The organism is Streptomyces sp. WMMC500 (genome assembly GCF_027497195.1).
Taxonomy (GTDB): Bacteria; Actinomycetota; Actinomycetes; order Streptomycetales; family Streptomycetaceae; genus Streptomyces.
Map to the genome: position 1 here is coordinate 2662297 of NZ_CP114905.1, position 25401 is coordinate 2687697.

A 25401-nucleotide genomic window follows, 5' to 3' on the forward strand; every position below is an offset into this window, starting at 1 on the left:
CCCTACCCCCCGGTCATGTCGCGGTCAGCCCGGTCCCGCTCTTCGGCCGGGTCCTGCGCACTTCCAGACAGACCAGCAGCGAGCAGACCGTGCCCGTCACGCCGACCGCGGCGACGGCCACGTGCACCGGCACGAACTCCGCGACCGCGCCCGCGCCGGCCATGCCGACGCCCTGCAGCGTCATCAGCCCGGCGGTCTGCAGCGTCATCGCCCGGCCGCGCATCTCCCCCGGCACGGCGGCGACGAACCATTGGTCGAGGCCGAGCGAGTACGAGATGCCGAAGCCGGTGAGCACGAGCAGCGGCAGCGCCCAGCCGAAGGAGGGGTGCGTCACGAAGGCCATGGCGGGGACCGTGCACAGCACCGCCACCGGGAAGACGATCCGTTCCCGGCCGCGCGGGCCGAGCAGCGAGCCGGCGAGGATCTCGCTGGTGACCGCGCCGATCGGCATGCCGGTCATGAGCAGGCCGAGCCCGAGGGCGCCGATGCCGAGGTCGTCGGCGTACGCGGCGGCCAGCGCCTCGGGCGCGACGACGAAGGTCGGCGGGATCCAGGTGAGCAGCAGCAGCGCGCGGATGCGGCGGTCGCGCAGGAAGGTGCCGGCGGCGGCGAGCGAGGCGCCGACGGTGCCCGCCCGGCCCGTACCGCCGGGCGCACCCGCGGCGCCGACTGCGGTACGGGCCGGGCGGGCGCGGGTGCCGAAGCGCAGCACCAGCGCCGAGCCGAGCATCCCCACCGCGGTCAGCGTGAGCGTCGCGCGCGGCGAGAACGCCGCGAGCAGCCCGCCGAGGGCGAACCCGACGAGCTGCGCCGCCTGCGCGGTGAGCCGGATGACGGAGCGGCCGAGGACGAACCGGTCGCCGGTGCCGAGGATGTCGGCCAGCGTGGCGATCCGGGTGCCGGTGAAGACCGGCGAGATGACGCCGGCGACGCAGCGCAGCGCCAGCAGCGCGGCGACGGGCATGCCCGGCAGCACCATCGCGGCGAAGCAGACGGCGGCGAGCAGGTCGCACGTCACCAGCACCCGGCGGGCCGGGAGGCGGTCGGCGACCGAGGAGAGCAGGGTGCCGCCGACGAGGTAGGGCAGTAGGCCGACGCCGAGGGTGAGCGCGCTGAGCAGCGGGGAGCCGGTCCGGTCGTAGACGAGGACGGTCAGCGCGATGGCGGCGACGACCTCGCCGGTGATCGACATGACGTGGGCGGCGAAGACGAAGCGGAACTCGCGGACGCGGAAGACGTCGGCGTAGCGGGCGCGCGACTCGGCGGCGGCCCCGGCGGGGGCGGGACCGGCCGGGGCGGGCTCGGCGGCCGGGGTGGCTGCCGGGGTGGCGCCCGGGCCGGACGGCAGGGCCGCGGGCACGGACGCGGCCGTGCCGTCCGGGGCTGTGGTGTCGCTCATCACCGGAGCGTGGCCCGCCGCCCGCGCCGGGCCGTAGTCTTTCGGCACCAGCCGAATCAGCCAGCGAGAGAGGCCGCCGTGCCGGTGTACATGCGCTTCGGCCCCGAGGACCTGCTGCGCTGCCGCTTCGCGGTCTCCCCGGTCTTCGAGACCCACGAGGCGATACGGACGCTGCGCCGCACCGAGCGGCACCCCTACCACCGCCCGTGGCTGCGCCGGCTCGGCGAGGCCGCCGCCGGGCTCGACCTCGACCTGCTGTGGCTCTTCATGCCGAACGGCCCCGGCTACACCCCCGACTTCCTCGGCGGCCCGCCGCACGCCGCGTACACCTCGGTCGCCGACGGCCTCGCCCACCTGCGCGGCACCGACCCGGCGCTGGCGCACGCCGAGATGACCCTGTCGCTGGACTCCATCCCCGGCGCCGCGGAGTCCCCGCTCGGGCGCAGGCTGCTCGCCGACCCCGCGGCGGCGATCGCGCTGCTGGCCGACGTCACGGAACAGGCGTGGCACGCGCTGGTCGAGCCGTTCTGGCCGCGGCTGCACGACCTGCTCCAGGCGGACATCGACTTCCGCGCCCGGCAGCTCGCCTCCGCGGGCCTGGAGGAGCTGTTCGCGCTGCTGCACGCCCGGCTGTCGTACGCGGACGGCCTGCTGACCGTACGGACGAAGGGCCGCTTCCGCCACGAGCGCGACCTCGCCGGCGACGGCCTGCTGCTGATGCCCAGCGCCTTCGTCTGGCCGGACGTGGTGACCGGCTTCCAGCCGCCCTGGCAGCCCACCGTCATCTACCCCGCCCGCGGGGTGGGCACCCTGTGGGCGGACGCCGGACGCCCCGAGGCTGCGCGGGCGCTGGCGCGGCTGCTCGGCGCCGGCCGCGCCGCCGTACTCGCCGCGCTCGACGAGCCGGCCTCCACCTCCGCGCTCGCCCGCCGCCTTGACCTGGCCCCGTCGTCGGTCTCCGCCCACCTGACCGTGCTGAAGGCGGCGGGGCTGCTGACCTCCCGCCGCGAGCGCCACCGCGTCCTCTACGAGCGCACACCGCTCGGCGGCGCGCTGGCCGCGGGCGGCTGACGCCCATCCGGGGCCGCCCGCGGCCCGCGGCGCCGGCCGCGCGGGCGCGGCGTTCCGCGGGGAAAGATCCGCTATGTCACGATCGACGGGTTCTGTTCGCTCACCTCCCGCGGGAGAAGTGCATGTCGGCGCGGATCCGTACGCTCATCGCCACCCTGGTCCTCGGGGTCCTGCTCGGCTGCACGTCCCCGGACGGGGACGGGGCGGGGACCGAACCGCGGGGCGGCGAGCGGGCGCGGCCGGCCTCGGCGGCGAAGTCGCCGTTCTGGGTGGACCCCGGCTCCCCGGCCGCCCGCCAGGTGCAGGCGTACAAGCAGCAGGGGCGGGCGGAGGACGCCGCGCTGCTGGAGCGGATCGCGAGCCGGCCGGTCGCCGCATGGCCCCCCGGCCACGACCCCGGCGCCGACGTGCGCGCGGCGGTGCGCGGGGCGGCGGCAGGCGGGCGCACGGCCGTGCTCGTGGCGTACAACATCCCGCACCGCGACTGCGGCCAGCACTCCGCGGGCGGGGCCGCCGACGCCGCCGCGTACGAGCGGTGGATCGGCTCCTTCGCCGACGGCATCGGCGACGGGAAGGCGGTGGTGATCCTGGAGCCGGACGCCGTCCCGCACGTCGTGGACGGCTGCACCCCGCCGGAAATGCACGAGGAGCGCTTCCGGCTGATCTCCGGGGCCATCGCCGAGCTCAAGCGGCACCCGGGCGTCCGGGTCTACCTCGACGCCGGGAACTCCGCCTGGATCACCGACCCCGGCAAGCTGGCCCACGCGCTGCGGCGGGCCGGCGTCGGCGCGGCCGACGGCTTCGCGCTCAACGTCTCCAACTTCCGGCGCACCGACGAGCAGCTCGCCTACGGCCGCCGGCTCTCGGAGCTGCTCGACGGCGCCCACTTCGTCGTCGACACCAGCCGCAACGGCAACGGCCCGCTACCCGGTGCCCCGAACGAGGTGTGGTGCAACCCGCCGGGGCGGGCGCTCGGCGAGCCGCCGACGACGCGGACCGGCGACGAGCGGGCCGACGCCTTCCTGTGGGTCAAGCGCCCCGGGGAGTCGGACGGGCCGTGCCGCGGGGGCCCCGAGGCCGGCACGTGGTGGCCCGACTACGCCCTGGGCCTGGCCCGCCGCGCGGGCTGAGCGCCCCGTCCCGTACGGGCTGTACGCGCCGTACCGGCCGCACTGCCCGAACAACCCGCGGGGGCCCTCCTGTCGGACGAGCCCGCCCACGGACCGGTACGCCGGCGGGGCCGAGGGGCAGCGGCCCCGCCGGCGGGCTCATCAGGGCACGTGCACCCACTTCGCCTCGGACGGCACCCCCTTGCCGTCGGCGACGAAGAGCATGTACCAGCCGGGCGGCACCAGGTTCGGGTCCTCGGGCACGGTCACCGTCACCTTCCCGTCGCCCCTCTCCACGTCCAACTGGATCGAGCGCTGCTCGACGTCCGTGACGTGGGTGACGGAACCCGGCCGCATCAGCCGCGCCTTCACCACCCGCTCGGCCCCCGCGACCTCGTACGTCGCCTCCTGCCCGCGCCCCGGCCGCTTCGGACCCGCGCCGATCTCCAGCCGCGTCGCGTCGTCCGCCTTGTGCAGGTACGGCGGCGTGAAGATCTCGATGCGCTTCTCGAAGGTGCCGGGGCGGGTGTTGGCCCTGTCGCCGAAGAGGGGGTCGGAGCCGAAGACGGCCACCCGGCCGTCGGGCAGCAGCACGGCCTCGGAGTGGTAGTTGCGGCCCACCTCGGGATCGGCGGCGCGGGTGAAGGAGTTGGTGCGCGGATCGTAGAACTGGGCCTTGTGGATGTCGCTGTCGCCGCGCCCGCGGTAGTCGCGGGAGCCGCCGCTGGTGAAGACCGTGTCGTCCGGCATGATCACGCTGTTGAGGTACCGGGTGCCCGTCGGCAGCGAGGGGCCGTCCTCGTACGCCGGCTCCTCCTGGGTCAGGTCGATGATCGAGGTACGCGGCGTCGCCTTCGGCGACTCCCCCACGCCGCCGCCGCCGAGCACCATGACCTTCTGGTCCTGCGCGGGCGGCAGCAGCAGCGAGGCGGCGGTCTCCAGTTGGTCGGGGTCGGTCAGGCCGGGCACGGTGGTGAAGGAGTTGTCCTTCAGGTCCCAGATCCCGGGCTTGCGGCCCCGGTCCGCCGGGCCGTAGCCGGCGTTGGCGCCGGAGTAGAAGAGCTTGCCGCCCTCGGTGAGGAAGAGCGCCGGGTACGTGGGGAAGTAGCGGTTCGGCGCCGTGGACCACTTCCTGGTCCGCGGATCGTAGATCTCGTTGTCGCCGTAAAGGATCTCGCCCGACTCGTCGAGGCCGGAGACCGACAGGACCTTGCCGTCCGGCAGCGTCACGAGCGTGGGGTACCAGCGGGCCTTGTCCATCGCGTCGACGCGGACGTAGCGCTCCGCCACCGGGTCGAACTCGAAGGTGTCCTTGATCCCCTGGAAGTCCTGCTTGTCCAGGGTGAGCTTCTGCGCCAGGCCGTAGACGTTGTCCGCGTCCTCGCCCGTGAGGCCCTCGACGGCGTACTGCGCCTGCCGGTCCTGGACGTAGCCGTCGCCCTCCGCCTCGGCCTCGACGAAGACGTTGGCCTCGGCGGCGGTGACGACGGCCTTGGCGCGCTTGCCGCGCTTGACCGTCTTCTTCTCGGCGGCCGGGACGGTGACCGCGGCGGTGGTGCGGTAGACGAGGCCGGAGGGGGCGATGAACCCGGTCCCCTTCTTGAGCCTGAGCGGCTTGTCCGGGTTCTCGTTCTTCACCAGCATCCGGCCGCCGGCGCGCTCGACGTCGCCGTCGAGGAGTTCGTAGCGCGCGGTGCCGCCGGCGACCAGCAGCCGCCCGTCGGCCAGTTGGGTGTGGCCGGCGCAGAAGAGGTCGGCGGGGGTGGATATCTCCTCGTAGCTGTTCTCCACCGGGTCCCACAGGACGGTGCGGAAGGTGCCGGCGTCGAACTGCTCCTGCTCGTTGCCGGAGCCGGCGATGAGCAGCACCTTGCCGGTGTGCAGCAGCGTGGCGTGGATGGCGTTCAGCTCGTACGAGTCCGGGGTGTCCTGCACCTGCCACGAGCCGTACTTCGCCGTGTACTCGGGCCGGGATATCCGGTACTGGTGGTACTGCTCCTCGGCGAAGCCGATGGCCGCGGGGGCGTTGAGCCCCGCCAGCAGCAGGACCACGCCGGTGCCTGTCACCGTCTTCTTCAACCGTTTGCCGGGCCGGTACGCCATGGATCAGCTCCCGCTCGTCGTCGCAGTGGTGGTCGCCGTGGTCGCCGTGGCGGCGGTCGCCGGCGCCGCCCCCGGTGCCGACCACCGCCGTGCGTCCTCGCGCCGGTTCACCCGGCGTACCCGCCACGCGGACCCGGCCCAGATCACCACCGGTGTGAGCGACAGGCACACCCCGAGCACCGTCCAGGTGCGCATCGCGACGTGGGTGTGGCCCAGGACGACCGACGCCAGGAACGAGGCCCCGAGGACCCCCGCCCAGAACAGATGGATGCGGAACGTCGCCGGCCGGTCGGGGCTCGCGTCGCCGCCCTTGGGCGTCACCACGAACCGGCACGGCCGGCGCATCACCGCCGCCTTGAAGCTCGTGAAGTAGATCGGCGCCGACATCGCCGACATCAGCATCCCGGCGAGCCCGCCGGAGCCCTCGGGCTCGTGCGGCGAGACGTTGTGCCGCCGGTTCCACAGGTACAGGCCGACCTGCAGGGCCGCCGCGTCGCTGTAGAGCATCAGCCAGACCGAGGCCGGCACCTCGGTGCCGGAGGAGCCGAGCCAGAGGAAGAGGATGCAGCTCAGCGAGCCGAGGAACCAGTTGACCGCGGTCATCGGGTAGTACACGAGCATGAGCGAGTAGTTGAGGAGCCGGCGGAGGGGAAAGCGCCCCCTGCCGCGTCCGTACTGGCCGATGATCGTCTCGTACGTGCCGCGCGACCACCGCATCTGCTGGGTGAAGAAGTCGGTCCAGGAGGTGGGCCCCTCACCGACCGCCAGCACGTCCGGGGTGTAGACGGACGACCAGTGCCGGCCGGTGGCCGGGTTGCGGGTGCGGTGCAGCTCGAAGCCGGTGGCCATGTCCTCGGTGATCGAGTCATAGAGGCCGCCGATCTGCCGGAGCGCGGCGATGCGTACGGCGTTGTTGGTGCCGACGAACATCGCCGAGCCGTAGGCGTTGCCGGCGCGCTGGATCAGCGCGTGGAAGAGGTACTGCTGGCTCTCCGCGAGCTTGGTGACGGCGGTGTCGTAGTTGCCGTACACCTGCGGGCCGACGACGAAGGCGACGTCGGGGTCGCGGAAGTAGCCGAGCATCCGCTCCAGGTAGCTGGGCAGCGGCACGTGGTCGGTGTCGACCGAGGCGAAGAAGTCGTAGCGGTCGCCGTACGCCGCCAGCCAGGCGTTGTAGTTGCCGTGCTTGGTCCTGGCCCGGTGCGGGCCCTCCTCGGTGTTCCACTGCGGCACGCCCTTGCGGCTGAAGTGCCGTACGCCCAGCTCCGCGCAGAGCGCCCGGGCCTCGGGGTCGTCGCCCTCGTCCAGCAGCCAGACGTCCAGCGGCCCGTCGTGCCGCAGCGCGACCGCGCCGGTGAGCGTGGCGCGGACCATCGCGATGGGTTCCTTGCCGGGCACGTACGTGGTGAGGAAGGCGACCCGGGTGCCGGGCTCGGCGGTGACCGGGACGGGGTCCCGGGCGACCATCGTGGCGTGCGCGATCGAGAAGACGTTCACCAGCCGGAACGTCTCGATGAGGCCGATCGATATGAGCATCACCGCGTCCGCGGTGAGCAGCCAGGGCGGGGCGCCGGTGCGCTCGGTCCAGTGCGAGGGCCAGACCAGGTAGAGCAGCAGGGCACAGGACAGCAGCGGCGCGAGCGCCATGAGCAGGATCGCCCGGACGCGGTGGGGCTCACGGGAGAGCAGGCGCGTGTAGCGCACCCGGTAGGGCCGGGACGGACCGGGATCCGTCAGCGGGCCCGCGAGACGGCTGAACTTCTCGTAGTCATAGCCTTCCGGCCGCACGATCCCTCCGCAGATACGACAACGCCGACGTATCCACCAAAAGCGGAAAAGAGGTGCGTGTCGAACCGGAGAGGGCCGTGCGGGTCAGGCGCCGACGACGCCCTCGCGGCGGGCCCGGGCGGCCATGATCCCGGCCTCCACCTCGCGGCGCAGCATGCGCTCGGCGACGAAGCCGCCGCCGGGCAGCACGGCGAGGACGAAGTACAGGGCGGCGCGCTTGGCGGGCCAGCGGGTGCGGTTCCAGGCGTCGGCGAGGAAGAGCACGTACCCGATGAACAGCAGCCCGTGGATCATGCCCATCACCGGGACCGCGTCGAACTCCGTCGTCCGCTTGAGCACGGAGCACAGGAGCAGCAGGAGGAAGGAGACCGCCTCGGGGGCGGAGATGAGCCGGAGCCGGCGCAGTGCGGATGCGGTCTGGATGTCCACGGGAAGCCTTCGGATCGTCCGGGAACCGGGGTATCTCCCCGGGCAAACTGGACCCCATTGTGCCAGCCGCCCATACCCGGCCTTCCGGGAGGGGCGGCCGAGCCGCTAGCGTCGCCCCGTGGCTCAGTTTCGACTGCAAGGCAGCAAGGTGCTGGCCGTGGACATGGCCGGCGACGCGGTGAAGGCGAAGAACGGCTCGATGGTCGCCTACGACGGCCAGATGGCGTTCAAGAAGCTCACGGGGGGCGGCGAGGGTATACGGGGGATGGTGACGCGCCGGCTGACCGGCGAGCAGATGGAGCTGATGGAGGTGAAGGGGCAGGGCACCTGCTACTTCGCCGACCGGGCCAGCGTGATCAACCTGGTCGGCCTGCAGGCCGACAAGCTGTACGTGGAGTCCAGCAACCTGCTGGCGACCGACGGCGGGCTGAAGACGGGGACGAGCTTCACGGGGATGCGGGGCGCGAGCACCGGCACCGGGCTGTTCACCACCACGGTGGAGGGCACGGGGCAGGTGGCGCTCATGTCGGACGGGCCCGCGGTGGTGCTGCGGGTGACGCCGGGCACGCCGCTGGTCGTCGACCCCGGCGCGTACGTCGCGCACACCGGCCGGGTGCAGCAGCACTTCCAGTCCGGCGCGACGTTCCGCACCCTCATAGGCGAGGGCGGCGGCGAGGGGTTCCAGATCCGCTTCGAGGGCGACGGGGTGGTCTACGTCCAGCCCAGCGAGCGCAACACGGTGGGGGGTGCCGTGTGAGCGACGCACGCGAGGCTGCCCGACCGCGGCGGGACGACCGGCCGCACATCCGCCGAGTGGGCGGAGAAGCGAACGATTCGGGGGGTGCATAGATGCCGTTCCGCATGCTCAATTCGAAGATCGCCGAGGCGCAGGTGCTGCCCGGCCAGACGATGTACAGCCAGCGGGGGGCGATGCTCGCCTACACCGGGCAGGTCAGCTTCACGCCCAACATCCAGGGCGGCCAGGGCGGCGTGACCTCCATGATCGGCCGCCGGGTGGCGAACGAGGCGACGCCGCTGATGACCGTCGAGGGCTCGGGCACGGTGATGTTCGGGCACGGCGGCCACGAGGTGCACGTGATCGAGATGGCCGGCGACACCCTGTACGTGGAGGCCGACCGGCTGCTGGCCTTCGACGGCTCGCTGCAGCAGGGCACGATGTTCATGGGCTCGCAGGGCGGCGTCATGGGCATGGTCCGCGGCCAGGTCACCGGGCAGGGCCTGTTCACCACCACCCTCGCCGGGCACGGCGCGGCGGCGGTGATGGCCCACGGGGGCGTGCTGGAGCTGCCGATCACCCCGCAGCGGCCGGTGCACGTCGACCCGCAGGCGTACGTCGCGCACCGCGGCCAGGTGCAGAACAAGCTCTCCACCGCGCTCGGCTGGCGCGACATGGTGGGGCGCGGCTCCGGCGAGGCGTTCCAACTGGAGCTGTCGGGCAACGGCACGGTCTATGTGCAGGCATCGGAGGAGAAGCTTTGAACGCCGGACCCGTCGTCCACGACATGAACACGCTGCCGCGCAACGACAACGTCCACCCGTACGCCTTCAGCGTCGCGCTCAACGGGCAGTGGTTCCTGCAGAAGGGGAAGATGATCGCCTACTACGGGCAGATCTCCTTCGAGGGGGTCGGCCACGGCGCGTTCGAAGGGCTCGTCGCCGGCAGCTTCCACTCGCCGCTGCACGCCGCGGACTGGGTGGTGGCGCGGGGCAACGGCGTGATGCTGCTCGCGGACCGGGCGTTCGACGTCAACTCCTACGACCTGGACGACGGCAACCTCACGATCCGCTCGGGGAACCTGCTGGCGTTCGAGCCGGGGCTGGAGCTGAAGCAGTCGATCGTGCCCGGCTTCCTGACGCTGATCGGAACCGGCAAGTTCGTCGCCGTCTCCAACGGCGCCGTCGTCTTCGTGGAGCCGCCGATCCGGGTGGACCCGCAGGCGCTGGTGGGCTGGGCCGACTGCCCCTCACCGTGCCACCACTACGACCACGGCTACATGCGGGGCCTCCTCGGCGGCATCCGCGCGATGACCGGCATCGGCGGCGCGTCCGGCGAGGAGCACCAGTTCCAGTTCACCGGCGCCGGGCAGGTGCTGCTGCAGTCGACCGAGACGATGCTCGCCGGGCAGGCCACGGGCGCCGTGCCCCACCAGCAGGGCGTGCCCGGCGGGGTCGGCCACGGCGCCGCCGGCGGTCCGGCGGTCTTCGGCAGATAGCGGACGCGCGGCGTACGGGCCGGGCCCCGGTCCGTACGCCCGCGGGCTCCGTCCGCGCGTCAGCCGCCGGTGAGCCCTTCGAGCAGCTCGTCGGCGGCGGCGTACGGGTCCAGCTCCCCCGCGGTGATCCGCTCCGCGAGTGCGGAGAGCCGCCGGTCGCCGTGCAGGTCGGCCATGCGCTCGCGCAGCGCGGTCACCGCGATCGTCTCGACCTCGCGGGCCGCCCGGCGCAGCCGGCGCCCGGCGAGCACGCCGTGCTCCTCCATCCAGGCCCGGTGCTTCTCCAGCGCCTCCACGACCTCGTCGGTGCCCTCGTCGCGGGCGGCGACGGTCCTGACGATGGGCGGGCGCCAGGCGCCGGGGGCGCGGGCCTCGCCGAGGCCGAGCATGTGGTTCAGCTCGCGGGCGGTGGCGTCCGCGCCGTCGCGGTCGGCCTTGTTGACCACGTACACGTCGCCGATCTCCAGGATCCCGGCCTTGGCCGCCTGGATGCCGTCGCCCATGCCGGGTGCCAGCAGGACCATGCAGGTGTCGGCCTGCCCCGCGATGTCCACCTCCGACTGCCCGACGCCGACGGTCTCCACCAGCACCACGTCGCAGCCGGCGGCGTCGAGCACGCGGATCGCCTGCGGCGCGGACCAGGCCAGCCCGCCGAGGTGGCCGCGGGTGGCCATGGAGCGGATGTAGACGCCGGGGTCGGAGGCGTGCTCGCCCATCCGTACCCGGTCGCCGAGCAGCGCGCCGCCGGAGAACGGCGAGGAGGGGTCGACGGCCAGCACGCCGACCCGCTTGCCGCGCTTGCGGTACGCGCTGACCAGGGCGGAGGTGGCCGTGGACTTGCCGACGCCGGGCGAGCCGGTCAGCCCGACGACGTAGGCCCCGCCGGCGAGCGGGGCGAGGGCCGCCATCACCTCGCGCAGGTGCGGCGACGCGCCCTCGACGAGGGTGATGAGCCGGGCCACGGCGCGCGGGCTGCCCTCGCGGGCGGCCGCCACGAGCGCGGCTACGTCTGGGGCTGGCATCTGTGTGATCGCTCCTTGCGTCCGTGCGGGGCTGTCTCCCCAGCCCCGCCCCCTGCCCTGACCGGGGCACCGCCCCGGCCCTCGTGCACCCCCGCCGGAGCCCCCGGCGCGGCGGCGGACGACCCGTCCGGCGCGTACCGGAGCCGGCCGGCACCCGCACCGGCCCGGCACCGGCACCGGCAGCCGCCCCGTACGGCCTCAGTCCCGGGGCACGCGCAGCACGAGCGCGTCGCCCTGGCCGCCGCCCCCGCACAGGCCCGCCGCGCCGACGCCGCCGCCGCGGCGTTTCAGTTCGAGGGCGAGGTGCAGGACGAGCCGGGCGCCCGACATCCCGATCGGGTGACCCAGCGCGATGGCGCCGCCGTTGACGTTCACCTTTTCGGGGGTGAGGCCGAGGTCCTTCATGGACTGCACGGCGACCGCCGCGAAGGCCTCGTTGATCTCGACGAGGTCGAGGTCGCCGATGTCCAGGCCCTCCTTCTTCAGCGCGTGCAGGATGGCGTTCGAGGGCTGCGACTGCAGGGAGTTGTCCGGGCCCGCCACGTTCCCGTGGGCGCCGATCTCGGCCAGCCAGGTCAGCCCCAGCGCCTCGGCCTTGGCCCGGCTCATGACGACCACGGCGGCGGCCCCGTCGGAGATCTGCGAGGAGGTGCCGGCGGTGATCGTGCCGTCGGGCGCGAACGCGGGGCGCAGCCTGGCCAGCCCTTCGACGGTGGTGCCCGGCCGGATGCCCTCGTCGGTGTCGACGACCATTCCCACGCCCGTGCCCCGGGGGACCTCGACCGGGGTGATCTCCTCGGCGAAGACGCCGCGGGCCTGCGCGGCGGCGGCCCGCTGGTGGGAGGCGGCGGCGAAGGCGTCCTGCGGCTCGCGGGCGATGCCGAGGCGGGTGTTGTGCTTCTCGGTGGACTCGCCCATGGCGATGCCCTCGAAGGAGTCGGTGAGCCCGTCGTGGGCCATGGAGTCGAGCATCTCCAGCGCGCCGTACTTCACGCCCTCGCGGGACTTCGGGAGCACGTGCGGGGCGTTGGTCATGGACTCCTGGCCGCCGGCGACGACGACGTCGAACTCGCCGGCGCGGATGAGCTGGTCCGCCAGCGCGATGGCGTCGAGTCCGGACAGGCACACCTTGTTCACGGTGAGCGCGGGCACGCTCATCGGGATGCCCGCCCTGACCGCGGCCTGCCGCGCCGGGATCTGCCCCGCCCCGGCCTGGAGCACCTGCCCCATGATCACGTACTCCACCTGGTCGGCCGCGACGCCCGCACGCGTCAGTGCCGCCTCGATGGCGAAGCCCCCGAGATCCGCGCCGGAGAACGGCCGGAGAGAGCCGAGGAGGCGCCCCATGGGGGTACGGGCGCCCGCGACGATCACAGATGTGGTGCCTGAAGTGCCACTACCAGTCATGCGCATCCCCTTCGGGGAGAAGTGAATGAGGGTTAACTTCAGCGTACTGAGCGGTCCGCGCCCGGGTCACGGATCGTTCGGTGTGACCGTGCGCACGTTGCGTAACCTCCCGGGCGGCGGTGGACTGTGCGCATGCTGACGCGCATCGACCACATCGGAATCGCCTGTCATGACCTCGACGCAACGGTCGAGTTCTACCGCGCCACCTACGGCTTCGAGGTGTTCCACACCGAGGTCAACGAGGAGCAGGGTGTCCGCGAGGCCATGCTGAAGATCAACGAGACGTCCGACGGCGGCGCCTCGTATCTGCAGTTGCTCGAACCCGTCCGCGAGGACTCCCCCGTCGGCAAGTGGCTGGCGAAGAACGGCGAGGGCGTCCACCACATCGCCTTCGGCACCCCGGACGTCGACGGCGACGCCGCCGCCGTCCGTGACAAGGGCGTACGCGTCCTCTACGACGAGCCGCGGCGCGGTTCGATGGGCTCGCGGATCACCTTCCTGCACCCCAAGGACTGCCACGGCGTGCTGACGGAATTGGTCACTTCCGCATCCGCCGCGGGCGCACACTGACCTTTGGTTCCCATTGGCCGGTAGAGTGCAGGGGGCCGCCCGCGTCCTGGGCGGCCCGATCATCTGACACCATCGATACCAGCAGACGAACCCAGCAGACGAACGCAGCACACGTCATCGCCATTGCCAGTACGCAGAAACGACCCGGGGACGGATGGGACCGCGCAGTGCGGGGCTACGACCGCTACGAGCCTGACGCCGTCATGGACGGGCTCTCGCAGTTCGAGGCCGAGATCGAGCGGCTGAAGAAGGAGCGGGAGAAGGCCGTCCAGCACGCCGAGGACCTCGGCTACCAGGTCGAGGTGCTGCGCGCCAAGCTGCACGAGGCGCGCCGCGGACTCGGTGTCCGCAACTCCTTCGACAGCGCCTCGCACCAGGCCGAGCAGTTGCTGCGCAACGCCCAGGCCCAGGCCGACCAGTTGCGCGCCGACGTCGAGCGGGAGCTGCGGGAGGCCCGTGCCCAGGCGCAGCGGCTGCTGCAGGAGCACGCCGAGCGCCAGGCCCGGATGGAGGCCGACCTGCACGCCGAGGCGATCGCCCGGCGGCAGCGGCTGGACGAGGAGCTGGCGGAGCGCCGCACCACCGTCGAGACCCACGTCAACGAGAACGTCTCCTGGGCCGAGCAGTTGCGCTCCCGGACCGAGGCGCAGGCCCGCCGGCTCATGGACGAGACCAGGACCGAGGCGGACCGGCTCGTCGCCGCCGCCCGGGCCGAGGCGCAGCGCCAGGCGGAGCAGACCCGCCAGCGGGTGGGCAGCGAGGCGGAGGCCGCCCGGGCCGAGGCCGACGACCTGCTGCGGCGGGCCCGCGCGGACGCCGAGCGGCTGCTGAACGCCGCGTCCAGCCAGGCGCAGGAGGCCACCTCCCACGCCGAGCAGTTGCGCAGCTCCACGGCCGGGGAGGCGGAGGAGGCCCGCCGGGAGGCGACCGACGCGCAGCGCCGGGCCGAGGAGAAGCTGGCGGAGGCCGAGGCCGCGCTGCGCTCCGCGCGCACCGAGGCGGACCGGCTGGTGGCGCAGGCCGAGGAGGCGGCGACCAAGAAGATCGCCGAGACCGAGGCGGGCGCCGACCAGCGGATGCGCACCACGCGCAACGAGATCGCGCGGCTGGTCGGCGAGGCCACCAAGGAGGCCGAGACGATCAAGGCGGAGGCCGAGCAGGTGCGGGCCGACGCCCGTACGCAGGCCGAGGCCCTGATCGCGGAGGCCGAGGAGACGGCCCGTACGCGCTCCGCCGAGGACAGCGCGAACGCCATCGCCAAGGCCGCCAAGACCGCGGAGGACGTGCTCAACAAGGCGTCCAGGCAGGCCGAGGACACCACCAGGACCGCCGGCGAGGAGGCCGACCGGATCCGGCGGGAGGCCGAGGCGGAGGCCGCGCGGCTGCGGGACGAGGCCGCGGCGGCGGCCGAGCAGCTCAAGGGCGCGGCCAAGGACGACACCGAGGAGTTCCGGGCCAAGACGGTCGAGCTGCAGGGCGAGGCCCGGCGGCTGCGGGACGAGGCCGAGCAGTTGCGGGCGGAAGCCACCGCCGAGGGCGAGCGGATCCGCGGCGAGGCCCGCAGAGACGCGGTCGCGCAGATCGAGGAGGCGGCGAAGTCCGCCGAGGAGCTGCTCGCGAAGGCCGGCAAGGACGCGGAGGAGCTGCGCGAGACCGCCACGGCCGAGGGCGAGCGGGTGCGCGGCGAGGCCGCCGAGCGGGCCGCGACGCTGCGCGAGCGGGCCGAGGAGGCGCTCGCCAAGGCCCGCACCGAGGCCGACGAGCTGCGCGCCGAGGGCGAGGCGCAGGCGGCGAAGGTCACCGAGGCCGCCGCGGAGGCCGCGCGCAAGACGCGCACGGAGGCCGAGGAGGCCGCCGCCGCCCGCCGGGCCGAGGCGCAGACGGAGCTGGACCGGCTCCAGCAGGAGGCGACCAGCCGGGTCACCGCCGCCGACGAGGCGCTGGCCGACGCGCGCGGCGAGGCGGAGCGGATCCGCCGGGAGGCCGCCGAGGAGACCGAGCGGCAGCGCGCGGAGGCCGCGGAGCGGCTGCGTACGCTCCAGCAGCAGGCGCAGGCCGAGGCGACCCGGATGCGCGAGGAGGCCGCCGCGGAGACGGCCGCCGGCCGCGCCGAGGCAGAGGCCGCCGCCCAGCGGCTGCACGAGGACGCCACCGGCGAGTCCGAGCGGCTGCGCCGCGAGGCCCAGGAGGCGGCCGACCGGATCCGCTCCGAGGCGTCCGCCGCCGCCGAGCGGCTGGCGGCCGAGGCGCAGGAGGCGCTGGGCGCCGCGCAGGAGGAGGCCGCGCGCCGTCGCCGCGAGGCGGAGGAGATGCTGACGGCCGCCCGCGGCGAGGCGGAGCGCGAGCGCACGCAAGCCACCCGGCAGGCCGAGGAGCTGCTCGCCTCGGCGCGCAAGCGGGTCGAGGAGGCGCAGGCCGAGGCCGCCCGGGTCACCGAGGAGTCGGAGCGCCGGGCGCGCGAGCTGGTCGCCGCGGCCGAGCTGACCGCCCAGCAGGTACGGGACTCGGTCAGCGGCCTGCGGGCGGAGGCGGACGAGGAGATCGCGGGGCTGCGCTCGGCCGCGGAGCACGCCGCGGCCACGCTGCGCCGGGAGACCAAGGAAGAGACGGACGCCGCGAAGGAGTTGGCGGAGTCGGCCGTCAACGACGCGCTAGCAGAGGCGGAACGGCTGCGTACCGAGGCCGAGCGGGTCCGGGACGAGTCCAGGAGCGATGCCGCGAAGCGTCGCGCGGAGGCCGCGGAGCAGGCCGACAAGCTGGTCGAGAAGGCGCACGACGAGGCGACCCGGGCCACCGCGGCGGCCGAGGAGCAGGCCGACGTGATGGTCGCCGCCGCCCGCAAGGAATCCGATCGGCTGGTGCGCGGCGCCACGTCGGAGGCGAGCGGTCTGGTGGAGAAGGCCCGCGCGGACGCCGACCGCATGCTGGAGGAGGCCCGCCGGGACTCCGCCGCGATCCGCGAGCGGGCCGAGGAGTTGCGTACGCGCACCGAGGCCGAGACCGACGCGCTGCACGACCGCGCCAGGCGCGAGGCCGCCGAGGCCACCAAGGCCGCCGGCGAGCGCGTCGACAAGCTGGTCGCCGCGGCCCACGAGCAGCTCAACTCGGCCGAGACGCGCGCCGGGCAGATGCTCACCGACGCCAAGGGCGAGGCCAGCAAGGTCCGTATCGCCGCGGTGAAGAAGGCGGAGGGGCTGCTCAAGGAGGCCGAGCAGAAGCAGGCCGAGGCGTTCGACGCGGCCGAGCGGACGAAGGCGGAGGCGCGCGCCGAGGCCAAGCGGATGGTCGACGAGGGCCGCCGCGAGCTGGAGTTGATCACCCGCAGACGCGAGGACATCAACGCGGAGATCTCCCGCGTGCAGGACGTCCTCGAAGCCCTGGAGTCCTTCGAGAACCCCGGTACCCTTGCGGCGAACGGCAAGGACGCCAAGGATGGCAAGAACAGCCAGGTCAACAAGGGGAAGGACGGCGGCGGGAAGGCCCCCGCCGCCGCCGCGGCCCGGTCGGGGAGCAAGCAGTCCGGTGCCAGACCACTCGATTGAGCGGACATTCTCCAGATCAAACCTGGATTGACACTGTGACACGCCGTCAGCACCCCTAGGATTCCCCTTATCACCTCACCCGGTCTCTTTCGACAGGAACCCCATGAGCGACACTGCCAACCCCTTCGGTTTCGAGTTCGCAAGGCGCGGATACGACCGCGAGCAGGTGGACGAACGGATCACCAAGCTCGTAGCCGACCGCGACAGTGCCCTCTCGCGCATCACCTCCCTTGAGAAGCGGATCGAGGAGCTTCACCTCGAGACGCAGAACGCACAGGCGCAGATCGCCGACTCCGAGCCGTCGTACGCCGGCCTCGGTGCCCGGGTGGAGAAGATCCTGCGGCTCGCCGAGGAAGAGGCCAAGGACCTGCGCGAGGAGGCCCGCCGCGCCGCCGACCAGCACCGCGAGCTGGCCGAGTCGGCCGCGCAGCAGGTGCGCAACGACGCCGAGTCGTTCGCCGCCGAGCGCAAGGCCAAGGCCGAGGACGAGGGTGCCCGGATCGTCGAGAAGGCGAAGGGCGAGGCCAACAGTCTGCGCGCGGACGCAAAGAAGGACGCGCAGTCCAAGCGCGAGGAGGCCGACTCCCTCTTCGAGGAGACCCGCGCCAAGGCCGCCCAGGCCGCCGCGGACTTCGAGACCAACCTCGCCAAGCGCCGCGAGCAGTCCGAGCGCGACCTTGCCTCCCGCCAGGCCAAGGCCGAGAAGCGGCTCGCCGAGATCGAGCACCGCGCCGAGCAGCTTCGCCTGGAGGCCGAGAAGCTGCGTACCGACGCCGAGCGCCGCGCCCGGCAGACGGTCGAGACCGCGCAGCGCCAGTCCGAGGACATCGTGGCGGACGCGAACGCCAAGGCCGAGCGGATCCGCAGCGAGTCCGAGCGCGAGCTGGCGGCGCTCACCAACCGCCGCGACAGCATCAACGCCCAGCTCACCAACGTCCGCGAGATGCTGGCGACGCTGACCGGCGCGCAGGTCGCCGCCCAGGCGGGCGGGGCCGACGAGGTCGAGGACAAGCCGGGCGTGCCCGCCCAGCAGTCCCGCTGAGACCGGTGCGGCCGGGCGGATCACGCCGCCCGGCCGCACGGTACGTCTCCGGCGCCCTCCGCCCCACGCGGAGGGCGCCAATCCGGTTGTGTCGATTGCTCTCAGGAGATGCGTTCGATGACGTGCCCGCCTAGGGTTAGCCCATGATCGAACTGGAGGGGCTGACCAAGCGGTACGGCGACAAGCTCGCCGTGGACCATCTGACCTTCCAGGTCCGGCCCGGCATGATCACCGGATTCCTGGGGCCGAACGGCGCCGGCAAGTCGACGACGATGCGCATGATGCTCGACCTGGACAACCCCACGGCCGGTTCGGTGCGCATCGACGGCAAGCACTACCGCGACCTGCAGGAGCCGCTGAAGTACATCGGCGCCCTGCTGGACGCGAAGAACATGCACGGGGGCCGCAGCGCGTACAACAACCTGCTGTGCCTGGCCCAGAGCAACCGCATCCCGGACTCCCGGGTGAGCGAGGTCCTGGAGACGGTCGGTCTGACGGCGGTGGCCAGGAAGAAGTCCAAGGGCTTCTCGCTCGGCATGGGCCAGCGCCTCGGCATCGCCTACGCCCTGCTGGGCGACCCCGAGATCCTGATGTTCGACGAGCCGGTCAACGGGCTCGACCCCGAGGGCATCCACTGGATCCGCAACCTGATGAAGAGCCTCGCCGCCCAGGGCCGCACGGTCTTCGTCTCCAGCCATCTGATGAGCGAGATGGCGCTCACCGCCGACCACCTCATCGTCATCGGCCAGGGCAGGCTGCTCGCCGACACCTCGATGGCCGGCTTCATCCGGGAGAACTCGCGGTCGTACGTGCGCGTGCGCACCCCGCAGCCCGAGCAGTTCAAGGACGCCGTGAGCGCCGCGGGCATGTCCGTCACCCTGCGCGGCGACGGCGCGTTCGAGGTCGAGGGCGCCGACATGGCCGAGCCGGTCGGCGAGCTGGCCGCGCAGCACCGGGTGACGCTGCACGAGCTGAGCCCGCAACAGGCCTCCCTGGAGGAGGCGTTCATGCAGATGACCGCCCAGGCGGTCGAGTACCACGCGCACGATCTGACCGACCCGAACGCCGCCGCCGTGGCGGCCGGGGCCGCGCCCCCGGCGCCGCCCGGGCCGAACGCGCCGCCCGCGCCGGGTCCGCAGTGGGGCAAGGGAGACTGACGGCCATGGCAGCACCCTCGGCAGTGCTCAAGTCGGAGTGGACCAAGGTCCGCACGGTCAGCTCCACGATGTGGACGCTGGCCGCCGCGCTGGTCCTCACCGCCGCGGTGGGCGCCCTCCTGTCCGGCGTCATGAACGCCACGTTCGACGACCTCTCGCGCGCCGAGCAGCTCACCTTCGACCCGACCCTGGTGAGCTTCTTCGGCATGATGCTCGGCCAGCTCGCGATGGTCGTCTTCGGCGTCCTCGTGATCAGCACGGAGTACAGCTCCGGCATGATCAAGACCTCGCTGGCCGCGGTGCCGCAGCGCGCCACGTTCTACGTCTCGAAGGTCGTCGTCGCCACGCTGCTCGCGCTCGTCGTGGGGCTGCTCACCAGCTTCGTCACCTTCTTCCTCGGGCAGGCCCTGCTCGGCGACCACAAGGCGGAGATCGGCGACGAGAACGTGCTGCGCGCGGTCATCGGCGCCGGGCTCTACATGGCCGTGATCGCGATGTTCTCCATGGGCGTCGCCGCCATGCTGCGCAGCACGGTGCTCTCGCTCGGCCTGCTGATGGCGTTCTTCTTCCTGATCTCCTCGATCCTCGCGGGCGTTCCCGCCACCAGGGACGTCGCGCAGTACCTGCCGGACCAGGCGGGCTCGCGCGTGATGCAGGTGGTGCCGGGCGCGCTGAACAGCGACGAGACGCCGTACGGTCCGTGGGGTGGCTTCGGCATCATGTGCGCGTGGACGGCGGTGGCGCTGATCGGCGGGTACGTCGTGCTGAAGAAGCGCGACGCCTGACCGCGAGTCCCGGGCCCCTCGCCCGCCCGGTCCGGGTGCCCCCCGGGGCCGCCCGGCGGCCTGCCCGCCGGGAACCGGAGGCGCCCCGATAGCCTCTTAGCCTGAAGGGGGGCGGGAAGCCGCGTGTGCCCCCGTGTCCGACGCAGGGGGCCACATGATCGAAGCATTGGGTCTGACGAAGACCTACGGCGGGAAGACCGCCGTGTACAACCTTTCCTTCACCGTCCAGCCGGGCGTCATCACCGGCTTCGTCGGCCCCAACGGGGCGGGCAAGTCGACGACGATGCGCATGATCCTGGGACTCGACGAGCCGAGCAGCGGCAGCGTCACCGTGGGCGGCTATCCGTACCGCAACCTGCCCAACGCCCCCCGCCAGGTCGGCGCCCTCCTGGACGCCAAGGCGGTGCACGGCGGGCGCAGCGCCCGTAACCACCTGCGCTGCGTCGCCCAGCTCTCCGGCATCCCGCAGCGCCGCGTCGACGAGGTGCTCGACGTCGTGGGCCTGCGCGAGGTCGCGGGCCGCCGCTCCAAGGGCTTCTCGCTCGGCATGGGCCAGCGCCTCGGCATCGCCGGCGCGCTGCTCGGCGACCCGCAGGTCCTGCTCTTCGACGAGCCGGTCAACGGCCTCGACCCCGAGGGCATCCTGTGGATCCGCAACCTGATGAAGAGGCTGGCGAGCGAGGGCCGCACCATCTTCGTCTCCAGCCACCTGATGAGCGAGATGGCGCTCACCGCCGACCACCTCATCGTCATCGGCCGCGGGCAGCTCATGGCCGACATGAGCGTGCGGGACTTCATCAACACGCACTCGGCGAGCTTCGCCCGCGTCCGCGTCCCCGACGGGGAGCAGGCGGCGCGGGAGAAGCTCGCCGCCGCCCTCACCGAGAAGGGCGCGCACGTGCAGGCGGAGGACGACGGAGCGCTGCGCGTGGGCGGGATGCCGCTGCCGCGGATCAGCGACCTGGCGCACGACGCGGGGATCCGGCTGTGGGAGCTGTCGCCGCACGAGGCGTCGCTGGAGGAGGCGTACATGCGGATGACGCAGGGCGCGGTGGACTTCCGCTCCACCGTCGACCACCGCGCCGGCCTGCAGCAGCCGGCGGGCCCGGTGCCCCCGCAGGGGTACGCGCCCCCCGGGGCCGGCTACGCGCCGCCCATGGGCGCTCCGGGCGGGCCCCCGGCCGGCCCGGGCATGCCGCCGCCCGCGGCGCAGCCCGGCTACGCCCCGCCCCCGCCGCAGGGGTACGCCCCGCCCCCGCCGACCGCGCCACAGCCCCCGGCCGGCGCCCCCGCTCCCGCCCCGCGCGAAGGTGAGACCCGCCGATGAGCTACCCGCCGCAGCCCTCCGCCCCCGCCCCCGGCGCGCCCCCGGTCCCGGGCGCCGCTCCCGGCCCCGTCCCCGGTGCCGCTCCCGCCCCCGGCGCCCCGCTCGCGGGCGGCGGCTACTCCTCGCCGATCCCGATCGTCAGGACGCACCTGGGCCACGCCTTCGCCTCGGAGTGGACCAAGATCCGCTCGGTGCGCTCCACCATGTGGACGCTGGGCATCATGCTCCTCCTCGTCGTCGGCGTGGGCTTCCTCATCGCGCTGGCGATGGGCACCGACGAATGGGTCGGCGCGCCGCTGCTCTCCGGCGGGCTCTTCGGCCTGATGCTGGGCCAGATCTGCATCGTGACGCTCGGCGTGCTGGTGATCACCTCCGAGTACGGCACGGGCATGATCCGTACCACGCTCACCGCCTCGCCCCAGCGCTGGCGGGTGCTGGCGGCCAAGGCCGTGGTGTTCTTCGTGCTCGCCTTCGTGCTGACCACCGCGGCGTGCGCGATCACCGCGCTGATCCACTCGACGGTCCTGAGCGGCCAGACCGTGCCCCCGTACGAGGCACAGGACCCGATGTTCAAGGACTCGATCTCCGACAGCGGCGAGCTGATCGCGACCGGTGGTCAGTGGTTCGACGCCACCGTGGGCGCCGCGCTGTACGTGTCGCTGCTGGGCCTGCTCGCGCTCGCCGTGGGCGCGATCCTGCGGCACTCCGCGGGCGCCATCACCACGATGGTCGCCTTCATCCTGCTGCCGCTGATCATCGCGCTGTTCATGCAGGCGGAGAGCCTGCGGGACGTCCAGCGCAAGCTGATCGAGTACTCCCCGCTCAGCGGGCTCGCCTCGCTCTTCGGCATCCCGTTCTTCGACGACGGGGACATGAGCGGCTGGGGGCTGCTCGGCCTGCTGGCCGCGGTCACCGGCGGGATGCTCCTGCTGGCGTTCGCGCTGCTGTCGAAGCGGGACGTGTAGTCGCGCGGGCCTTTCGGGGGCGTACGGCGGCGCGGACGCCGTACGCCCCCGGCACGTTCAGACGCCCAACTCCTGGGCCAGCACCGCGGCCTGCACCCGGCTGCGCAGCTCCAGCTTGGCCAGCAGCCGGCTGACGTGCGTCTTCACCGTGGCCTCCGCCATGTCGAGCCGGGCCGCGACCTCCGCGTTGGACATGCCCTGTCCCAGGCAGGCCAGCACCTCCCGCTCGCGCCGCGTGAGCACGTCGAGGACCGCCGGGTCGGGCCCGTCGGGCGACGGGGCCCGCCGGCCGCCCGCGAACTCGGCGATCAGCCGCCGGGTCACCGCCGGGGCGATCAGCCCCTCGCCGCGCGCGACGGTGCGTACCGCCTCCACCAGGGCGGTCGCCTCGGTGTTCTTCAGCAGGAAGCCGGCGGCGCCGGCGCGCAGCGCGCCGAAGACGTAGGCGTCGAGGTCGAACGTCGTCAGCACCAGGACGTCCGCCAGTCGTTCCGCGGTGATGAGCCGGGTCGCCGCCACCCCGTCGAGCTTGGGCATCTGGACGTCCATCAGCACCACGTCCGGGCGCAGTTCGCGGGCCAGCCGCACGGCCTCCTCGCCGTCGGCGGCCTCGCCGACGACGGCGAGGCCGGCCGCCGAGCGCAGGATGAGGACGAGCCCGGCGCGTACGGCCTGCTGGTCCTCGGCGACGAGGATCCGGACGGGCGGGGCGGCGGCGTCAGCCATGGCTTCTCCGTTGCGGTGCGGTGGTGTTCTCGCCGGTGGGCAGCCCGGCCCGGACGGCCCAGCGCTTGCCGCCCCCGTCCCCGTGCTCCGCGCCGCCGTTCTGCGGTCCGTCATTCCGCGCGCCGCCGTTCTGCGCGCCGCCGTCCTCGGGGCCCGCGGAGAACGAGCCGCCCAGCAGGGCCACGCGCTCCTCCATCCCGATCAGCCCCGCGCCCGAGCCCGGCGCCCGCGGGACGGGCCCTTCGCCCGGCCGCCCGTCCCGCTGCCGCCCGTCGCCGAGCGGGCTGGTCACCGTCACCGTCAGCGGCTCGGGCCCGGCGAGCCGGACCCGTACCTCGCCCGGTGCGGCGTGCTTGAGCGCGTTCGTCAGCGACTCCTGCACGATGCGGTACGCGGCCAGCTCCACCGGCGCGGGCAGCGCCGCGCCCGGCTCGCGCGCGTCGTCCAGCACGATGCCCAGGCCGCTGGCGGCGCCGTTGGTACGGGCCTGCTCCACCAGCGCGGCCAGCCCGTCCAGCGTCGGGGCCGCCGCCGGTTCGGCCGCCGTCCCGTCGGCGTCGTCGGCGGTGTCGCGCAGCAGGCCGATGAGCCGGCGCATCTCCGCGAGCCCCTGCACGCTGTTCTCGCGGATGACGGACAGCGCCTCCCGTGACGCCTTCCGGTCGTCGATCGTCTGGGCGGCGGTGGCGTGGATGGCGATGGCGGAGAGGTGGTTGGCCACCATGTCGTGCAGTTCGCGCGCCATCCGGGCGCGCTCGGCGCCGACGGCCTCGCGCCGGTCGAGCTCCGCGAGCAGCGCCGTCTGCTCCGCCCGCAGCCGGGCGGCGTCGGCGGCCTGGCGGTGGGTGCGGACGGCGACGCCGGTGGTGGCGGGGGCGAGGGTGAGGAGGCCCACGGCGACGCCGAGGAGGATCACGACCCGGTCCTGGAAGACGGCCAGCACGACGAGGGTCGAGGCCACGGTCAGCCCCGCGGCGGCCCGCGGGATCCAGCGGGCGGCGGTCGCGGTGCCGTAGACCACCGCCGCGTACACCAGGTCCGTGAACATCAGGATCGTGGCCAGCGTGCCCCAGGTGAACTGGTCGGCGACGACGGCGAGCGTGGCGATGCCCAGCGCGGTCATCGGCCGGCTCCGGCGCAGCAGCTCCGCGCCGCACATGACCGCGAGCGGGATCAGCGTCAGCCGCGAGTCGTCGAACGGCCGCCCGCCCTGGGTGTGCAGGCCGAGCGCCCACAGCGCCACCCCGCCGAGCAGGCCGACGACCGCGAGGAGCACGTCGTCGCGGTGCGGCCGGAGCGGGGGACGCGGGCTGGTCACTCCTCCATCAAACACGGCCGCGACACCGGGGGCCTCCGTATCCCGGGCCGCATTCCCGGGCGCGCGCTACATCGAAGGATGCAGCCCGGGATCGTCGCGTACGACGACGTGCCCGCGTGCCGCGGGCGGGAGCCTGGAGGGGAGGCCGGGGAAGGGAGAGCACACCGTGATCGTCACGCTCATCATCGTCTGCGAGGTCGCCTTCTGGGTGCTGCTCGCCGCAGGGCTCTCGCTGCGCTATCTGGCGAGGAAGCCGCGGCTGGGCGCCGCGGTGCTGCTGTGCGAGCCCGCGCTGGAGGTGGTGCTGCTGATCGTCACGGCGATCGACCTCAAGAACGGCGCGGAGCCGGACTGGAAGCACGGCCTGGCCGCCGTCTACATCGGCTTCTCGATCGCGCTCGGCCCGGCGACGATCCGCTGGGTCGACGCCCGCTTCGCGCACCGCTTCGCCGGCGGGCCGCCGCCGGTGAAGCCGCCGAAGTACGGGAGGGCGCGGGCCCTGCACGAGTGGAAGACCGCGGCGCGCTGGATCCTGGCGAGCGGCATCGCGATCGCCCTGCTGCAGGGAGCCGTGTGGTACGTCGGCGACGACGGCGACATCGAGTCGCTGCGGGCCTGGCAGACGCGGATGCTGTTCGTCATCGGCATCAACGTGGTCATCGCCGGCAGCTACACGCTCTTCCCCAAGCAGCGGCCGGCCGGCGCGGAGCCGGCCGGGGACGGCGACCGCTCAGCGTTCGCCGCCCGGTACCCACAGCACGTCGCCGACCGCCTTGTTGGCCGTGCGCGCAAGGATGAATAGCAGGTCCGACAGCCTGTTGAGGTACGTGGCCGTCAGCGGGTTCATGGTCTCGCCGTGCACCTCCAGCGCGGCCCACGTCGACCGCTCGGCGCGCCGCACCACCGTGCACGCCTGGTGCAGCAGCGCCGCGCCGGTCGTGCCGCCCGGAAGGATGAAGCTGCGCAGCTTCTCCAACTCGGCGAGGAAGCGGTCGCAGTCGGCCTCCAGCCGGTCGACGTACTCCTGCTCGACGCGCAGCGGCGGGAACTCCGGGTCCGGCCGCACGGGCGTGGAGAGGTCGGCGCCGACGTCGAAGAGGTCGTTCTGCACCCGGGTGAGGACGCGGCTGACGTCCTCGGACAGGCCGCCGAGGGCGAGGGCGGTCCCGATGACGGCGTTCGCCTCGTTGGCGTCGGCGTAGGCGGAGATCCGCAGGTCGGTCTTGGGCACCCGGCTCATGTCGCCGAGGGCGGTGGTGCCCTTGTCGCCGGTGCGGGTGTAGATCCGCGTCAGGTTGACCATACGGACAGCGTATGCCCGCACCGCCCCGGCGTCGCGGGACACGCGTGTGCCCGGCGTCACCGTCCCGCGGCGGACGCGGCGGTGTCCCGCGCGACGCGCCGGGC

The 25401-nt window shown here is 73.5% G+C and carries 22 protein-coding genes; 13 read left to right on the top strand and 9 right to left on the bottom strand.

Going from position 1 to position 25401, the window contains the following annotated elements; translation table 11 throughout:
- Window positions 1-13 precede the first annotated feature (13 nt).
- Window positions 14-1399: an MFS transporter gene (locus O7599_RS10825; RefSeq protein ID WP_281621925.1), complete on the bottom strand. Its 1386-nt coding sequence runs from the start codon at window positions 1397-1399 to the stop codon at window positions 14-16.
- Between the two features lie 78 nt (window positions 1400-1477).
- Here O7599_RS10825 and O7599_RS10830 point away from each other — a divergent pair, with 78 nt between their 5' ends.
- Together O7599_RS10830 and O7599_RS10835 are read left to right on the top strand one after the other, a co-directional pair.
- Window positions 1478-2470: a DUF5937 family protein gene (locus O7599_RS10830; protein ID WP_281621926.1), complete on the top strand. Its 993-nt coding sequence runs from the start codon at window positions 1478-1480 to the stop codon at window positions 2468-2470.
- Window positions 2471-2592: 122 nt separating this feature from the next.
- Window positions 2593-3600 carry a glycoside hydrolase family 6 protein gene (locus O7599_RS10835; RefSeq protein WP_281621927.1) on the top strand — a complete coding sequence of 336 codons (1008 nt, stop codon included), beginning with the start codon at window positions 2593-2595 and terminating at the stop codon, window positions 3598-3600.
- Between the two features lie 141 nt (window positions 3601-3741).
- Here the strand turns inward: O7599_RS10835 and O7599_RS10840 are convergent, their stop codons facing one another.
- The 3 genes from O7599_RS10840 to O7599_RS10850 form a co-directional block, all read right to left on the bottom strand.
- Window positions 3742-5682: a kelch motif-containing protein gene (locus O7599_RS10840; RefSeq protein WP_281621928.1), complete on the bottom strand. Its 1941-nt coding sequence runs from the start codon at window positions 5680-5682 to the stop codon at window positions 3742-3744.
- 3 nt (window positions 5683-5685) lie between these two features.
- A complete protein-coding gene (locus O7599_RS10845) occupies window positions 5686-7470 on the bottom strand; it encodes a cellulose synthase catalytic subunit (RefSeq protein ID WP_281621929.1) in 1785 nt (594 codons plus the stop codon).
- Between the two features lie 84 nt (window positions 7471-7554).
- Window positions 7555-7899 carry a DUF3817 domain-containing protein gene (locus tag O7599_RS10850; protein ID WP_281621930.1) on the bottom strand — a complete coding sequence of 115 codons (345 nt, stop codon included), beginning with the start codon at window positions 7897-7899 and terminating at the stop codon, window positions 7555-7557.
- A gap of 118 nt (window positions 7900-8017) precedes the next feature.
- Here O7599_RS10850 and O7599_RS10855 point away from each other — a divergent pair, with 118 nt between their 5' ends.
- The 3 genes from O7599_RS10855 to O7599_RS10865 all read left to right on the top strand — a co-directional run bounded on the left by O7599_RS10855 (window position 8018) and on the right by O7599_RS10865 (window position 10133).
- Window positions 8018-8656, top strand: coding sequence for an AIM24 family protein (locus tag O7599_RS10855; RefSeq protein ID WP_281621931.1), 639 nt, complete (start codon window positions 8018-8020; stop codon window positions 8654-8656).
- Window positions 8657-8748: 92 nt separating this feature from the next.
- Complete coding sequence (locus O7599_RS10860; protein ID WP_281621932.1) at window positions 8749-9399, top strand: AIM24 family protein; 651 nt, start codon at window positions 8749-8751, stop codon at window positions 9397-9399.
- A gap of 23 nt (window positions 9400-9422) precedes the next feature.
- A complete protein-coding gene (locus O7599_RS10865) occupies window positions 9423-10133 on the top strand; it encodes an AIM24 family protein (protein ID WP_281623341.1) in 711 nt (236 codons plus the stop codon).
- A 59-nt stretch (window positions 10134-10192) separates the two neighbouring features.
- Here O7599_RS10865 and meaB read toward each other — a convergent pair whose 3' ends face one another.
- Both meaB and O7599_RS10875 read right to left on the bottom strand, forming a co-directional pair.
- On the bottom strand, window positions 10193-11155 hold the full coding sequence (meaB, locus tag O7599_RS10870; RefSeq protein ID WP_281621933.1) for a methylmalonyl Co-A mutase-associated GTPase MeaB: 963 nt from the start codon (window positions 11153-11155) through the stop codon (window positions 10193-10195).
- Window positions 11156-11353: 198 nt separating this feature from the next.
- Entirely contained in the window at window positions 11354-12562 is a 1209-nt protein-coding gene (locus O7599_RS10875) for an acetyl-CoA C-acetyltransferase (RefSeq protein ID WP_281621934.1), read from the bottom strand.
- A gap of 132 nt (window positions 12563-12694) precedes the next feature.
- Here O7599_RS10875 and mce point away from each other — a divergent pair, with 132 nt between their 5' ends.
- From mce to O7599_RS10910, 7 genes are all read left to right on the top strand, one after another.
- Window positions 12695-13132, top strand: a complete 438-nt coding sequence (gene mce, locus O7599_RS10880) for a methylmalonyl-CoA epimerase (protein WP_281621935.1) — start codon at window positions 12695-12697, stop codon at window positions 13130-13132.
- Window positions 13133-13299: 167 nt separating this feature from the next.
- Entirely contained in the window at window positions 13300-16674 is a 3375-nt protein-coding gene (scy, locus tag O7599_RS10885; RefSeq protein ID WP_281621936.1) for a polarized growth protein Scy, read from the top strand.
- A 103-nt stretch (window positions 16675-16777) separates the two neighbouring features.
- Window positions 16778-17716 (top strand): cellulose-binding protein, encoded by a 939-nt coding sequence (locus O7599_RS10890; RefSeq protein ID WP_281621937.1) that lies wholly within the window; start codon window positions 16778-16780, stop codon window positions 17714-17716.
- 143 nt (window positions 17717-17859) lie between these two features.
- Window positions 17860-18873: an ABC transporter ATP-binding protein gene (locus tag O7599_RS10895; RefSeq protein WP_281621938.1), complete on the top strand. Its 1014-nt coding sequence runs from the start codon at window positions 17860-17862 to the stop codon at window positions 18871-18873.
- A 5-nt stretch (window positions 18874-18878) separates the two neighbouring features.
- Window positions 18879-19658: an ABC transporter permease subunit gene (locus O7599_RS10900; protein ID WP_281621939.1), complete on the top strand. Its 780-nt coding sequence runs from the start codon at window positions 18879-18881 to the stop codon at window positions 19656-19658.
- A 154-nt stretch (window positions 19659-19812) separates the two neighbouring features.
- On the top strand, window positions 19813-20985 hold the full coding sequence (locus O7599_RS10905; protein WP_281621940.1) for an ABC transporter ATP-binding protein: 1173 nt from the start codon (window positions 19813-19815) through the stop codon (window positions 20983-20985).
- Window positions 20982-21950 carry an ABC transporter permease gene (locus O7599_RS10910; protein ID WP_281621941.1) on the top strand — a complete coding sequence of 323 codons (969 nt, stop codon included), beginning with the start codon at window positions 20982-20984 and terminating at the stop codon, window positions 21948-21950. The genes O7599_RS10905 and O7599_RS10910 overlap by 4 nt, the downstream gene beginning before the upstream one ends.
- A gap of 57 nt (window positions 21951-22007) precedes the next feature.
- Here O7599_RS10910 and O7599_RS10915 read toward each other — a convergent pair whose 3' ends face one another.
- A complete protein-coding gene (locus O7599_RS10915) occupies window positions 22008-22676 on the bottom strand; it encodes a response regulator transcription factor (protein WP_281621942.1) in 669 nt (222 codons plus the stop codon).
- Window positions 22669-23994, bottom strand: a complete 1326-nt coding sequence (locus O7599_RS10920; RefSeq protein ID WP_281621943.1) for a histidine kinase — start codon at window positions 23992-23994, stop codon at window positions 22669-22671. The genes O7599_RS10915 and O7599_RS10920 overlap by 8 nt, the downstream gene beginning before the upstream one ends.
- A 166-nt stretch (window positions 23995-24160) precedes the next feature.
- Between O7599_RS10920 and O7599_RS10925 the strand changes: the two genes are divergently transcribed.
- On the top strand, window positions 24161-24796 hold the full coding sequence (locus O7599_RS10925; protein ID WP_281621944.1) for a hypothetical protein: 636 nt from the start codon (window positions 24161-24163) through the stop codon (window positions 24794-24796).
- Here O7599_RS10925 and O7599_RS10930 read toward each other — a convergent pair.
- Complete coding sequence (locus O7599_RS10930; RefSeq protein WP_281621945.1) at window positions 24725-25297, bottom strand: cob(I)yrinic acid a,c-diamide adenosyltransferase; 573 nt, start codon at window positions 25295-25297, stop codon at window positions 24725-24727. The genes O7599_RS10925 and O7599_RS10930 overlap by 72 nt on opposite strands.
- Window positions 25298-25401: the final 104 nt, after the last annotated feature.

Coding starts and splice junctions, on each gene's coding strand:
- O7599_RS10930 (WP_281621945.1), bottom strand. CDS start 25,297: ATGGTCAACCTGACGCGGATCTACACCCGCACCGGCGACAAGGGCACC.
- O7599_RS10910 (WP_281621941.1), top strand. CDS start 20,982: ATGAGCTACCCGCCGCAGCCCTCCGCCCCCGCCCCCGGCGCGCCCCCG.
- O7599_RS10900 (WP_281621939.1), top strand. CDS start 18,879: ATGGCAGCACCCTCGGCAGTGCTCAAGTCGGAGTGGACCAAGGTCCGC.
- O7599_RS10895 (WP_281621938.1), top strand. CDS start 17,860: ATGATCGAACTGGAGGGGCTGACCAAGCGGTACGGCGACAAGCTCGCC.
- O7599_RS10865 (WP_281623341.1), top strand. CDS start 9,423: ATGAACACGCTGCCGCGCAACGACAACGTCCACCCGTACGCCTTCAGC.
- O7599_RS10840 (WP_281621928.1), bottom strand. CDS start 5,682: ATGGCGTACCGGCCCGGCAAACGGTTGAAGAAGACGGTGACAGGCACC.
- O7599_RS10890 (WP_281621937.1), top strand. CDS start 16,778: ATGAGCGACACTGCCAACCCCTTCGGTTTCGAGTTCGCAAGGCGCGGA.
- O7599_RS10875 (WP_281621934.1), bottom strand. CDS start 12,562: ATGACTGGTAGTGGCACTTCAGGCACCACATCTGTGATCGTCGCGGGC.
- O7599_RS10835 (WP_281621927.1), top strand. CDS start 2,593: ATGTCGGCGCGGATCCGTACGCTCATCGCCACCCTGGTCCTCGGGGTC.
- O7599_RS10860 (WP_281621932.1), top strand. CDS start 8,749: ATGCCGTTCCGCATGCTCAATTCGAAGATCGCCGAGGCGCAGGTGCTG.
- O7599_RS10825 (WP_281621925.1), bottom strand. CDS start 1,399: ATGAGCGACACCACAGCCCCGGACGGCACGGCCGCGTCCGTGCCCGCG.
- O7599_RS10915 (WP_281621942.1), bottom strand. CDS start 22,676: ATGGCTGACGCCGCCGCCCCGCCCGTCCGGATCCTCGTCGCCGAGGAC.
- O7599_RS10905 (WP_281621940.1), top strand. CDS start 19,813: ATGATCGAAGCATTGGGTCTGACGAAGACCTACGGCGGGAAGACCGCC.
- meaB (WP_281621933.1), bottom strand. CDS start 11,155: ATGCCAGCCCCAGACGTAGCCGCGCTCGTGGCGGCCGCCCGCGAGGGC.
- mce (WP_281621935.1), top strand. CDS start 12,695: ATGCTGACGCGCATCGACCACATCGGAATCGCCTGTCATGACCTCGAC.